This window comes from Pseudomonas batumici (genome assembly GCF_036585405.1).
Lineage (GTDB): Bacteria > Pseudomonadota > Gammaproteobacteria > Pseudomonadales > Pseudomonadaceae > Aquipseudomonas > Aquipseudomonas batumici.
On record NZ_CP144470.1, the window covers coordinates 2640749 to 2653271 of the forward strand.

Here is a 12523-nt window from a genome sequence, read left to right on the forward strand (position 1 = left end):
CTTAGTTCAAGTGCTCGACGCGGATCCGCACGACAGGACCGACCACCCCTTGCAGGGCTTCCAGCGCCGCGATGGCCTCGTTGATATGTTGCTCGCGCACGCGGTGGGTCAGCAGGATCATCGGCACCAGGCCGTCGTGTTCCTCGACTTCCTTCTGCATGATCGATTCGATGTTGATGCCACGTTCCGACAGGATGCTCGCCACCTGGGCCAGCACGCCCGGATGGTCCTTGGCCTGGATCCGCAGGTAGTAGGCACTTTCGCAGGCCTCGATCGGCAGGATCGGGTGGGCCGACAGCGAGTCCGGCTGGAAGGCCAGGTGCGGTACGCGGTTTTCCGGATCGCTGGTCATGGCGCGAACCACGTCCACCAGGTCGGCGACCACCGACGAGGCGGTCGGCTCCATGCCGGCACCGGCACCGTAGAACAGCGTGGAGCCGGAGGCATCGCCGTTGACCATGACCGCGTTCATCACGCCGTTGACGTTGGCGATCAGGCGATCGGCCGGGATCAGCGTCGGGTGCACCCGCAGTTCGATACCGGCGGCGGTGCTGCGTGCCACGCCCAGGTGCTTGATGCGATAGCCCAGGGCCTCGGCGTAGTTGACGTCGGCGGTGGTCAGCTTGGTGATGCCTTCGGTGTAGGCCTTGTCGAATTGCAGTGGGATGCCGAAGGCGATGGAGGCCAGGATCGTCAGCTTGTGCGCGGCATCGATGCCTTCGACGTCGAAGGTCGGGTCGGCTTCGGCGTAGCCCAGGGCCTGGGCCTCGGCCAGCACGTCTTCGAAGGTACGGCCCTTCTCGCGCATTTCGGTGAGGATGAAGTTGCCGGTGCCGTTGATGATGCCCGCGACCCAGTTGATGCGGTTGGCCGAGAGACCTTCGCGAATCGCCTTGATCACCGGGATACCGCCGGCCACGGCGGCTTCGAACGCCACGATCACGCCCTTCTCGCGGGCCTTGGCGAAGATTTCGTTGCCGTGCACGGCGATCAGCGCCTTGTTGGCGGTGACCACGTGCTTGCCGTGCTCGATGGCGCTGAGCACCAGCTCACGGGCCACGGTGTAGCCGCCCATCAGCTCGATGACGATATCGATTTCAGGGTTGCTCGCCACTTCGAAGACATCGTGGGTAATAGCAATACCGGTGGTCTGGAACTGAGGCTTTGGCGTACGCATGGCAATTTGAGCCACTTCGATTCCACGCCCGGCACGGCGGGCAATCTCCTCGGCGTTACGCTGAAGTACGTTGAAGGTGCCGCCACCGACGGTACCTAACCCACAGATGCCTACTTTGACCGGTTTCACTCTGAACTCCCCATGAAACGGCCGACACGAGGTCGGCCGTGGAAAACAGCCGCTGGACCGCCAGCGGCTCGCTATTGATGACCCGGGAACCCGTCCCCTGGGCCATGCTCGTCACAGGTTGAGCGTGACGAGGCTGGATTACTTGGCGGACAGTGCCAGTTTGGCAACTTGTGCCGCCGGCTGGTAGCCCGGAATTACCTGACCATCGGCCAAAATAATCGCCGGCGTGCCGTTGACACCGATCGATTGACCCAGGGCGAACTGCTTGGACACCGGGTTGGCGCACTTGGCAGCCTTGATTTCCTGGCCGTCGACCATCTTGTCCATGGCCGCTTTCTTGTCGGTCGAGCACCAGACCGCCTGCAACTGCTCGTCACCCGGCGAGCCGAGGCCCTGGCGCGGGAACGCGACGTAGCGCACTTCGATGCCCATCTTGTTCAGTGCCGGCACTTCGGCATGCAGCTTGTGGCAGTACGGACAGGTGGTGTCGGTGAACACGGTGATGTGCGACTTGGTCTCGCCGATGGCCGGGTAGACCACGGTCTCGGCCACCGGAATACCGTTGATCAGCTTGGCGACGCCCAGGCGTTCGGTTTTCTCGGTGAGGTTGACTGGCTTGCCGTCCTTGAGCTGGAACAGGTAGCCCTGCATGACGAACTGGCCGTCGGCGCTGGCATAGAGCACGCGACTGCCCTTGAGCTTGACTTCATACAGGCCGGCCAGGGGACTGGCAGTGATGCTCTCCACCGGGGTTTCCAGTTGGAGGCTGTCGAGGCTCTTGCGAATCGCCTGCTCGGCGGTGTCATCGGCCAGGGCCAGGGTGCTGACCAGAGCGAGGGCAGCGGCGGCGAAAATCTGGGTCAAGCGCATGGGAACTCCTGAAGACGGGCAAAGGGGGCCGAGGCTGATACGACCACGGGGAAACGGATCGGTTTCAAGCGCCCGCTTTGCGAACCCCTAGAGCCTAACACATAAGCCCGGCGGGGCCGAACCCCGTATGGCTCAGCCGCGCGGGTGATGTTTGGCGTGCAGATCCTGCAACCGCGCCCGGGCTACATGGGTGTAGATCTGCGTGGTGGACAGGTCGCTGTGCCCCAGCAACATCTGCACCACCCGCAGGTCGGCGCCGTGGTTGAGCAGGTGCGTGGCGAAGGCATGGCGCAAGGTGTGCGGCGACAGCGATTTGCCGATCCCCGCGACCGTGGCCTGGTGCTTGATCCGGTGCCAGAAGGTCTGGCGGGTCATCTGCTCGCCGCGCTGGCTGGGAAACAGCACATCGCTGGGACGCCCGCCGAGCAGTTCGACGCGGGCATCGCGCAGATAACGCTCGACCCAGACGATCGCCTCTTCCCCCATGGGCACCAGGCGCTCCTTGCTGCCCTTGCCCATGACCCGCAACACGCCCTGGCGCAGATTGACCTGCTCCAGGGTCAGGCTGATCAGCTCGGTGACCCGCAGCCCGCAGGCGTAGAGCACCTCGAGCATGGCGCGGTCGCGCTGGCCGATGGCTTCGCTCAGGTCCGGGGCGGCCAACAGCGCTTCCACATCCGCCTCGGACAAGGATTTAGGTAGCGGCCTGCCCAGCTGCGGCATCTCGACCTGCAAGGTCGGGTCGACGGCAATCAGCTTTTCCCGCAGCAGGTAGCGATAGAAACCCCGCACGCCGGAGAGAAAGCGCGCGGTGGAGCGCGGCTTGTAGGCCTGCTCCAGGCGCCAGGCCAGGTGATCGAGGATCAGCTCGCGACCGGCGGCGGCCAATTCCAGGCCTTTTTCCTGCAACCAGCCGTTGAACAGCGCCAGGTCGCTGCGATAAGCGTCCCGGGTGTTGTCGGACAAACCTTTTTCCAACCACAGGGCGTCGAGAAACTGGTCGATAAGCGGGTGATCGATGGCGGGCATAAGGGCTCGAAAAGCGACAGGCGATAAGCGGACCCACTGTGACAGCGCGCCACGGTTTTTTCAAAACCCGGAATGCAAAAAAGCAGCCCGTAGGCTGCTTTTTTCTGCATCGGAAGCTGGACTTAAGCCAGTTTTTCCTTGATGCGAGCTGCTTTACCCGACAGGTCGCGCAGGTAGTACAGCTTGGCTTTACGTACGTCACCGCGACGCTTGACAGCCATGCTGTCGATTTGCGGGCTGTAGGTCTGGAAAGTACGCTCTACGCCAACACCGTTGGAGATCTTACGTACGGTGAACGCGCTGTTCACACCGCGGTTACGCTTGGCAATTACCACGCCTTCGAACGCTTGCAGACGCGAACGGTCGCCTTCCTTCACTTTCACCTGAACGACAATGGTGTCGCCCGGGGCAAAGGCAGGGATCTCTTTGGTCATCTGCTCGGCTTCGAGTTGCAGAATGATTTTGTTGGTCATGCTGTGCTCCTAAGGTAAATCGTCTGATCTACCATCGATACGTTGTTAACTATCGTCCCGCTCGCGGATGTATTCCTCGAGCAGCTTCTTCTCTTCTCCAGAAAGCGAGCGGCTTTCCAGAAGATCGGCGCGTCGTTCCGAGGTCCTGCCAAGGGACTGCTTCAGACGCCAACGCCGGATGTGTGCGTGGTTGCCACTGAGCAACACGTCGGGAACACGCTGATCCGCATACACCTCCGGACGGGTGTAGTGCGGGCAATCCAGCAGGCCATCCGTGAAGGAATCTTCCTCCGCGGAGTCCGCATGCCCTAAAGCTCCGGGCAGCAGCCGTGTAACCGCATCTATCAGGACCATCGCCGGCAGCTCGCCACCGGAGAGAACATAGTCCCCAATCGACCACTCTTCATCGACATGAGCGTCTATAAAGCGCTCGTCAATGCCTTCATAACGACCTGCAATGAGGATCAAGGCTTCCTCGTTCGCCAGGTCGCGTACCGCCAACTGATTCAGTTGCCGGCCTTGGGGCGACAGGTAAATCACCTTCGCCGCCTCCCCTGCTGCTGCCTTGGCCTGAACCAGGGCGTCCTCAAGGGGCTTGATCTTCATCACCATGCCCGGACCACCGCCAAATGGGCGATCATCCACAGTGTGATGTCGATCCGTCGTGTAGTCCCGCGGGTTCCAACAGGTCAACTGCAAGAGCCCCTGTTTCACCGCACGACTGGTGATGCCGTAGTCGCTGATGGCGGAAAACATCTCGGGAAACAAACTGATCACTTCTACGCGCAGGCTAGCCATCGCTTAGAAGTCCGCGTCCCAATCCACCTTCATCTCGCCAGCGGCAAGGTCGACGGCCAACACGCATTGCTCCGTATAGGGCAACAGGCGTTCGCGATCATCCAGGCTGCCCGGACAAGGCTTGACCACCATGACATCGTTCGAGCCGGTCTCGAGCAGGTGATCGATTTTCCCGAACAGTTGTCCGAGGGTGTCGATGACCTTGAGACCTTCCAGCTGGTACCAGTAGTACTCGCCGTCGGTCAGTTCAGGGAACAGGTTGCGCGGCACGCAGATCTCATAACCGGCCAGAAGACGCGCTTCTTCACGATCATCGAGACCCTTGAGCTTTGCGACCAGGAACTTTTCGTTCCCGCGTCCGCTGACCAGCTCTACCTGTTTCACGCTGCCTTCGCGCTTGAGCGTCCAGGTTTTGTAGTCCAACAGGTTTTTGATCGGATCCGTAAAGGAGTAAACCTTCACTTCGCCGCGAACGCCATGAACAGAATAGATCTTGCCGATAACGATCAGATCATCGGTAGAAGCCGGCGTCGCGTTCATATGGCTCAGGCCGCAGCCTTAGCGTTTTCCTTCAGCAACTGAGCAACACGCTCAGAAGGTTGTGCACCCACGCTCAGCCAGTAGGCTACGCGCTCTTGGTTCACGGACAGACGAACTTCCTGACCACGAGCAACCGGGTTGAAGAAACCCACTTGTTCTTTGTGCGAACCGTCACGAGCGTTGCGGCTGTCGGTTACGGTCAGGTGGTAAAACGGGCGCTTTTTGGAGCCGCCAAGGGCAAGACGGATTGTTAGCATGTGAACATCGTTCCTGTAGTCGGTGCTGCAAATCTAAATGCACAGCGGGCATGGGTGCCCGAAAGGCCGCATATTCTAAGGAATATACGGACTTTTGCAAATGACTTTTTCCGGCGCCCGGCGCCGTGCAATCAGGATTTGCCATGGAGCCGTCGTCAAGACGGCAGGTCAGCTCCCGCTGAGTGCGGGTTTACTGGCGATCCCCCACATCCCTGCGGGGGCAGCGCCGGCCATCAGGCCGACGCGAATTCCTTACATTTTCGGCATGCCGCCGCCGGGCAACATACCGCCCATGCCGCGCATCATCTTGGCCATGCCGCCTTTGGCAGAGAATTTCTTCATCATCTTCTGCATCTGCTTGTGCTGCTTGATCAAGCGACCGATGTCCTGCACCTGGGTGCCGGAGCCCATGGCGATCCGGCGCTTGCGCGAACCGCTGATCAACTCGGGGTCGCGGCGCTCGGCCGGGGTCATGGAGTTGATGATGGCTTCCATCTGCTTGAACTGCTTCTCGGCCGCGCCCTGGGCATTGCCCATCTGCGCCAGGTTGACCCCGCCGATGTTCGGCAGCTTGTCCATCAGGCCGCCGAGGCCGCCCATATTCTTCATTTGTTGCAGCTGGTCGCGGAAGTCTTCGAGGTCGAAGCCCTTGCCTTTCTTCAGCTTCTTGGCCAGCTTGTCGGCCTTTTCCTTGTCGAGGGTCTGTTCGGCCTTCTCGATCAGGCTGAGCACGTCGCCCATGCCGAGGATGCGCGAGGCGATCCGCTCCGGATGGAAGGGCTCGAGCGCTTCGCTCTTCTCGCCCATACCGATGAACTTGATCGGCTTGCCGGTGATGGACCGCACCGACAGCGCAGCACCGCCACGGGCGTCGCCGTCGACCTTGGTCAGGATCACGCCGGTCAGCGGCAGCGCATCGCCAAAGGCCTTGGCGGTGTTGGCGGCGTCCTGGCCGGTCATGGCGTCGACCACGAACAGCGTTTCCACGGGTCTGACCGCCGCGTGCAGCTGCTTGATCTCGTCCATCATCTCGTCGTCGATGTGCAGACGACCGGCGGTGTCGACGATGACCACGTCGATGAACTTGAGCTTGGCTTCTTTAATAGCCGCTTCGGCGATGGCCACCGGCTTCTGGCTGAGATCGGACGGGAAGAAAGTCACGCCGATGTCGCCCGCCAGGGTTTCCAGCTGCTTGATGGCCGCCGGACGGTAAACGTCGGCCGAGACCACCATCACACTCTTCTTCTTGCGCTCCTTGAGGAAGCGCGCCAGCTTGCCGGCGGTGGTGGTTTTACCCGCGCCCTGCAGACCGGCCATCAGCACCACCGCAGGCGGCACGGCAGCGAGGTTCAAGTCTTCGTTGGCGGCGCCCATCAGGCTTTCGAGCTCGGCCTGGACGATCTTCACGAACGCCTGGCCCGGGGTCAGGCTGCGCGACACTTCGGTGCCGACCGCGCGCTCCTTGACCGCGTTGACGAAGTCCTTCACCACCGGCAGGGCGACGTCGGCTTCGAGCAACGCCATGCGCACTTCACGCAGGGTGTCTTTGATGTTGTCCTCGGTCAGCTTGGCCTTGCCGGTGACATGGCGCAGCGTCTGCGAGAGACGGTCGGTCAGGTTTTCAAACATGCGCGATCCTTTGAGGCCCTCATGGAGACCGAAGTGATGGCTGCCGGACAAGGAAAAAAAGCGCCTGGCGAGCCTGCGGCGTGGGCAGGTCGCGGATTATAGCGGAGAGTGCATGCGGCGCACTAGCGCCACGGTCTTTCGTGGACCGGGGGTTCTATGCCAAACTCAGCGCTTTTCGGGCTTGCCTAACAGGATTTATGCTCCCCTTGTCACCCAGTTTGCTGACCAGCCTCGTCGCCGCCTGCCTCTATGCCGCTGCGACCCTCTATCAAGGCACCCGCCTGCGCCAGGGCGCCAAGGCGAACAAACGCCTGCTGGTAGGGCTCGGCGTAATCGCCGTGATCGCCCACGCCACCAGCCTGCTCACCCACCTGATGACGCCCATCGGCCTGGGCCTGGACTTTTTCAATGCCGCCAGCCTGATCGCCGTCGCAGTGATCGCCCTGACCCTGGCGGCCTGTTCGCGCATCCCCGTGGAAAACCTGCTGATCCTGCTCTTCCCGCTGGGCCTGCTGACCGTGGTGCTGGCGCAGTTCACACCCGCGGGCACGGTGCAGATCATCGACGAGGAACCGGGCATCCTCGCGCATATCCTGCTGTCGATCCTGGCCTACGGCATGTTCACCATCGCAGTGTTCCAGGCCCTGCTGCTGTTGCTGCAGGACCACCAGCTCAAGCACAAGCACCCCTCCGGGCTGATCCGCAACTTCCCGCCGTTGCAGACCATGGAAAGCCTGCTGTTCGGCTTCCTCTGGGCCGGCTGGAGCCTGCTGTCGCTGTCGCTGATCTCCGGCTGGCTGTTCGTCGAGAACCTGTTCGCCCAGCACCTGGTGCACAAGACCCTGCTGGCCTGCCTGGCCTGGGTGGTGTTCAGCGTGCTGCTGTGGGGGCGCAATCGTCTCGGCTGGCGCGGGCACAAGGCCATCCGCTGGACCCTGGCCGGTTTCTGCCTGCTGATGCTGGCCTATTTCGGCAGCAAGCTGGTCCGCGAATACATCCTGCACATCTGACGGGCCTTCGAAACCATGGACAACTTGCCCGCCGGGCCGATGCTCGCTGTACTGGCCCTGCTGATTCTCTGGTCGGCGCTGTTCACCGCCGTTGAAGTCGCGCAACAGCTGCTCGCCGCCCTGCGCCCCGCCTCGCGCTCGGGCGACAAACCGACGCCCAGGCTGAAATTCCCCCGTGACAGCCTGATCCTGTGCAACACCCTGTGCCGGATCGTGGTGGTGGTGATCGGCACCCTGCTGTCGATTCTCCTGTGGGGCAAGCACGGCCCCTGGCTGGCCTGCCTCGGCGCCACGGTCCTGCTGCTGGTGTTCGCCGACTACCTGCCGCGCCTGCTCGCCGCCCGCTATCCCGAATCGATCCTGGCCACCGGCAATGCCTTGCTGGGGATTCCGCTGAAGATCATCTACCCGGTGGCCTGGTTGCTGAGCGGTATCGCCCAGTTGCTGCTGCGCCCGTTCATCAGCAAGGCCAGCGCGGTCAAGCAGAGCGATGAGGACCAACCGCCCCTCGATCAGGAAGACGAACCGGAGCCCCCGGCGCGCAACCCGTCGCTGTCCAGCATCCATGCGCTGCACAACATCACGGTCAACGACATCCTGGTGCCGCGCAGCGAAGTGGAGGGGGTCAACCTCGACGACTCCATCGAGGAAATCATCGCCCAGTTGCTGAAGAACCGACGCACCCGCCTGCCGGTGTTCCACAGCGATATCAACCAGGTCGAGGCGGTGCTCAATACCCGCCAGATTCTTCATCAACTGTTCGATGCCAGCCTGACCAAGGCCGACCTGCTCGCCGCCTGCCGTGAGCCCTACTTCGTCCCGGAAAGCACGCCGCTGCAACTGCAACTGCTGAATTTCCACAAGCAGCAACGGCGCCTGGGCATGGTGGTGGACGAATACGGTGAGGTGCTGGGCATCGTCACCCTGGAAGACATTCTTGAAGAGATCGTCGGCGAATTCGAAAGCGAACACAGCCTCGATAACCCGCATGTCCACCCCCAGCCCGATGGCCGACTGGTGATCGAGGGCGCCGCATCGATTCGCGAACTGAACAAGAGCCTGGGCTGGCACCTGCCCAGCGACGGCCCGAAAACCCTCAATGGCCTGGTGACCGAGGCGCTGGAGACCATCCCGGAAAGCGCCGTGTGCCTGAAGATCGGCCGTTACCGCCTGGAAATCCTCGAGACCGAGGACAACCGGGTCAGCCGGGTGCTGGTCTGGCACACCACGTCGGCTGCCGTTGCACGCTGACACGACCCACCCCCTTGTTTGATCGATAGACGCATTCCTATAATCGAGCGGGCTTATCCGGCCCCGCCGGAACGCCTGCTTACCCGCACCCAGCCCCCTCCGGCCAACAACGCCTTGCCATGACCCGTCGCCGACACTCACAACCTGTCGCGTGGGAACCAGCCCTTATCCCTGGGCGCTCCATACTAATAATTCGCACGCGCAAGACTTTCAGGGACGCCCGCAATGACCTCCAGCACCACCTTTGCAGATGCCACGCCGAACAAGCCGCTGAACTCGACCTCACGAGTGGCGACCGCCAGTTTTATCGGTACGGCCATCGAGTTCTACGATTTCTACGTCTATGCCACCGCCGCCGCGCTGGTGATCGGACCGGTGTTTTTCCCGCAGACCGACAGCACCGCACAGATGCTCTCGGCCTTCCTGACCTTCGGCATCGCCTTCCTCGCCCGCCCGCTGGGTTCGATCCTGTTCGGCCACTTCGGTGATCGCGTCGGGCGCAAATCGACGCTGGTCGCTTCGTTGCTGATGATGGGGATCTGCACCACGCTGATCGGCGTGCTGCCCGGCTACACGAGCATTGGCGCCTGGGCTCCGATCCTGCTGTGCCTGTTGCGCTTCGGCCAGGGGCTGGGACTCGGCGGGGAATGGGGCGGGGCCGCGCTGCTGGCGACCGAAAACGCCCCCGAAGGCAAGCGCGCCTGGTTCGGCATGTTCCCGCAACTGGGTCCGTCGATCGGCTTCCTGGCCGCGAACGGCCTGTTCCTGATCCTCGCCATGACCTTGAGCGACGAGCAGTTCCGCTCCTGGGGCTGGCGCATTCCGTTCCTGCTCAGCGCCGCGCTGGTGATGGTCGGCCTGTATGTGCGCCTCAAGCTGGAGGAAACGCCGATCTTCGCCAATGCCGTGGCCCGCCAGGAACGGGTGAAGATGCCCCTGGTCGAGCTGTTCAGCCGCTATTGGGCCCCGGTGCTGCTCGGCTCGCTGGCGATGGTGGTGTGTTACGCGCTGTTCTATATCTCGGCGGTGTTTTCGCTGAGCTACGGGGTCGCCAACCTCGGCTACAGTCGCGAGACCTTCCTCGGGCTGTTGTGTTTTGCCGTGCTGTTCATGGCGGCCGCCACACCACTGGCGGCCTGGGCCAGCGACCGTTTCGGGCGCAAGCCGGTATTGCTGCTCGGTGGCGTGCTGGCGCTGCTGTCCGGCTTCACCATGGAACCGCTGCTGGGCCATGGCTCGACCGCAGGCGTCGCGCTGTTCCTGTGCCTTGAGCTGTTCCTGATGGGCATTACCTTCGCGCCGATGGGTGCCCTGCTGCCGGAGCTGTTTCCCACCCACGTGCGCTATACCGGCGCATCGGCGGCCTATAACCTGGGCGGCATCGTCGGCGCCTCGGCCGCACCGTTCTTTGCCCAGAAACTGGTGGCGATGGGCGGTTTGAGTTGGGTCGGCGGGTATGTATCGGCGGCGGCGGCATTGAGCCTGATCGCGATCTTCTGCTTGAAAGAGACGCGCCACAATGACCTGAACAAGGTCGCAGGATAGACAACCGATCGTTCCCACGCGGGGCGTGGGAACGATCGGTGCAGAGGCTTACAGCTCTACGACAACTGCCTGGGCGGCACGGGTCGCCTTGGCCCGCGCGGCGTCGATCGACTCGTCCCGCGCCAGGGCCACGCCCATGCGGCGCTGGCCGTTGACTTCCGGCTTGCCGAACAGGCGCAAGGCCGTATCCGGCTCGCTCAACGCCGCACCGAGGTTGGCGAACGCGGTCTGGGTCGACTGCCCTTCCACCAGGATCACCGCCGACGCCGACGGACCGAACTGACGGATCAACGGGATCGGCAAGCCGAGAATCGCCCGGGCATGCAGCGCGAACTGCGACAGGTCCTGGGAGATCATGGTCACCATGCCGGTGTCATGGGGACGCGGCGATACTTCGCTGAACCACACCTGGTCGCCCTTGATGAACAGCTCGACACCAAACATGCCGCGCCCACCCAGGGCCTCGGTCACCGCCTTGGCGACCCGCTCCGACTCGGCCAGGGCCAGCGGACTCATCGCCTGGGGCTGCCAGGACTCCTGGTAGTCGCCCTTCTCCTGACGGTGGCCGACCGGTGCGCAGAAGGTGGTGCCGCCGACATGACGAACGGTCAGCAAGGTGATTTCGTAGTCGAAGTCGATAAAGCCCTCGATGATCACCCGGCCCTTGCCCGCACGCCCGCCTTCCTGGGCGTAGTCCCAGGCTTTCTGCACGTCGTCGGCGCTGCGCAGCAGGCTCTGGCCCTTGCCCGAAGAACTCATCACCGGCTTGACCACGCACGGGAAGCCCAGGTCCTCGACCGCCTTGCTATAGGCCTCGAAGGTGTCGGCGAAGTGGTACGGCGAGGTCGGCAGCTTCAGCTCTTCGGCGGCCAGGCGACGGATGCCTTCACGGTTCATGGTCAGTTGCGCGGCACGGGCGGTCGGCACCACGGTGAAGCCTTCGGCTTCCAGTTCCACCAGGGTGGCGGTGGCGATGGCTTCGATTTCCGGCACGATGAAGTGTGGCTTCTCGGCTTCGATCACCGCCCGCAGGGCCGCGCCGTCGAGCATGTTGATCACGTGGCTGCGATGGGCCACCTGCATGGCCGGCGCGTCGGCGTAGCGGTCAACGGCAATCACTTCGACGCCCAGGCGTTGCAGCTCGATCACCACTTCCTTGCCCAGCTCACCACAGCCACAGAGCAATACGCGAGTCGCGGTCGGCGACAGTGGAGTTCCGATACGGGTCATTTCAGGTCCTCAAGGAAGCAGATCATCGACGGCACCTGGACAATCAGGCACCTGCCGGGAAGAAAGGCCGGCATTTTACATGAACCGAGGCAGATATGAACCGAACGGGCGTGACTTCAGGTGGAAAGGACCGTCTTGCGCGAACGCCAGGCCATGGCCAGCCAGACACAGGTCACACCGGCGAACTTCGAGCCCAGGGCGGTGAGGATCACCCCCGGGGTCAGCGCGCCGATCAGGCCGAAGAAGATGAAAGTGTCCAACGGGATGCTCAGCGCCGAACTTATCCACAGGCGGTCGTGCAACGGGCGCCTGGTGATGCTGAAAACCAGCCAGTCGATGCATTCGGAGAGGGCGAAGGCGGTGGCGCTCGCCAGGGCGATGGCCGGTTCGGAGGTGAAGTAGGACAACAGCAACGCCGCGACCATCGCGACAAGCGCACCGTGGCCGAAACGGGTCTGCACCATGTCGCGCAGGATGAACACCAGTCCGCCCCAGGCCGACCAGATGATGTCCAGGTGCGGCGCGGCGGAGAAGGCGAAGTTGATCAGCACGACGCTGGCGATGTAGGCGATGAGAAAGAGCATG

The 12523-nt window shown here is 62.7% G+C and carries 13 protein-coding genes; 3 read left to right on the forward strand and 10 right to left on the reverse strand.

Translation table 11 applies throughout. From position 1 onward, the window contains the following. Nucleotide 1: 1 nt before the first annotated feature. From NUH87_RS11935 to ffh, 8 genes are all read right to left on the reverse strand, one after another. Nucleotides 2-1306, reverse strand: a complete 1305-nt coding sequence (locus tag NUH87_RS11935; protein WP_338526093.1) for a homoserine dehydrogenase — start codon at nucleotides 1304-1306, stop codon at nucleotides 2-4. A gap of 138 nt (nucleotides 1307-1444) precedes the next feature. Next, complete coding sequence (locus NUH87_RS11940) at nucleotides 1445-2176, reverse strand: thioredoxin fold domain-containing protein (protein WP_338526094.1); 732 nt, start codon at nucleotides 2174-2176, stop codon at nucleotides 1445-1447. A gap of 132 nt (nucleotides 2177-2308) precedes the next feature. After that, nucleotides 2309-3205 carry a site-specific tyrosine recombinase XerD gene (gene xerD / locus NUH87_RS11945; RefSeq protein ID WP_338526096.1) on the reverse strand — a complete coding sequence of 299 codons (897 nt, stop codon included), beginning with the start codon at nucleotides 3203-3205 and terminating at the stop codon, nucleotides 2309-2311. A gap of 122 nt (nucleotides 3206-3327) precedes the next feature. Beyond that, nucleotides 3328-3678, reverse strand: a complete 351-nt coding sequence (gene rplS / locus NUH87_RS11950; RefSeq protein ID WP_017904968.1) for a 50S ribosomal protein L19 — start codon at nucleotides 3676-3678, stop codon at nucleotides 3328-3330. A gap of 45 nt (nucleotides 3679-3723) precedes the next feature. Then, the gene (gene trmD / locus NUH87_RS11955; RefSeq protein WP_040064517.1) at nucleotides 3724-4476 is read right to left on the reverse strand and encodes a tRNA (guanosine(37)-N1)-methyltransferase TrmD; all 753 of its coding nucleotides are present in this window, start codon (nucleotides 4474-4476) and stop codon (nucleotides 3724-3726) included. Nucleotides 4477-4479: 3 nt separating this feature from the next. Beyond that, nucleotides 4480-5016: a ribosome maturation factor RimM gene (rimM, locus tag NUH87_RS11960; RefSeq protein ID WP_040064516.1), complete on the reverse strand. Its 537-nt coding sequence runs from the start codon at nucleotides 5014-5016 to the stop codon at nucleotides 4480-4482. 5 nt (nucleotides 5017-5021) lie between these two features. Then, nucleotides 5022-5273 (reverse strand): 30S ribosomal protein S16, encoded by a 252-nt coding sequence (rpsP, locus tag NUH87_RS11965; RefSeq protein WP_040064515.1) that lies wholly within the window; start codon nucleotides 5271-5273, stop codon nucleotides 5022-5024. Between the two features lie 252 nt (nucleotides 5274-5525). Then, nucleotides 5526-6902 carry a signal recognition particle protein gene (ffh, locus tag NUH87_RS11970; RefSeq protein ID WP_338526097.1) on the reverse strand — a complete coding sequence of 459 codons (1377 nt, stop codon included), beginning with the start codon at nucleotides 6900-6902 and terminating at the stop codon, nucleotides 5526-5528. A gap of 197 nt (nucleotides 6903-7099) precedes the next feature. Here ffh and NUH87_RS11975 point away from each other — a divergent pair, with 197 nt between their 5' ends. From NUH87_RS11975 to NUH87_RS11985, 3 genes are all read left to right on the forward strand, one after another. Further along, nucleotides 7100-7912, forward strand: coding sequence for a cytochrome C assembly family protein (locus tag NUH87_RS11975; protein ID WP_422393916.1), 813 nt, complete (start codon nucleotides 7100-7102; stop codon nucleotides 7910-7912). A gap of 15 nt (nucleotides 7913-7927) precedes the next feature. Continuing rightward, the gene (locus NUH87_RS11980; RefSeq protein WP_338526100.1) at nucleotides 7928-9163 is read left to right on the forward strand and encodes an HlyC/CorC family transporter; all 1236 of its coding nucleotides are present in this window, start codon (nucleotides 7928-7930) and stop codon (nucleotides 9161-9163) included. A 225-nt stretch (nucleotides 9164-9388) separates the two neighbouring features. Beyond that, nucleotides 9389-10708, forward strand: coding sequence for an MFS transporter (locus NUH87_RS11985; protein ID WP_338526101.1), 1320 nt, complete (start codon nucleotides 9389-9391; stop codon nucleotides 10706-10708). Nucleotides 10709-10756: 48 nt separating this feature from the next. Here the strand turns inward: NUH87_RS11985 and purT are convergent, their stop codons facing one another. Next, a complete protein-coding gene (gene purT, locus NUH87_RS11990; RefSeq protein WP_338526102.1) occupies nucleotides 10757-11938 on the reverse strand; it encodes a formate-dependent phosphoribosylglycinamide formyltransferase in 1182 nt (393 codons plus the stop codon). A 116-nt stretch (nucleotides 11939-12054) separates the two neighbouring features. After that, the gene (locus NUH87_RS11995) at nucleotides 12055-12522 is read right to left on the reverse strand and encodes a preQ0 transporter (RefSeq protein ID WP_338526103.1); all 468 of its coding nucleotides are present in this window, start codon (nucleotides 12520-12522) and stop codon (nucleotides 12055-12057) included. Nucleotide 12523: the final 1 nt, after the last annotated feature.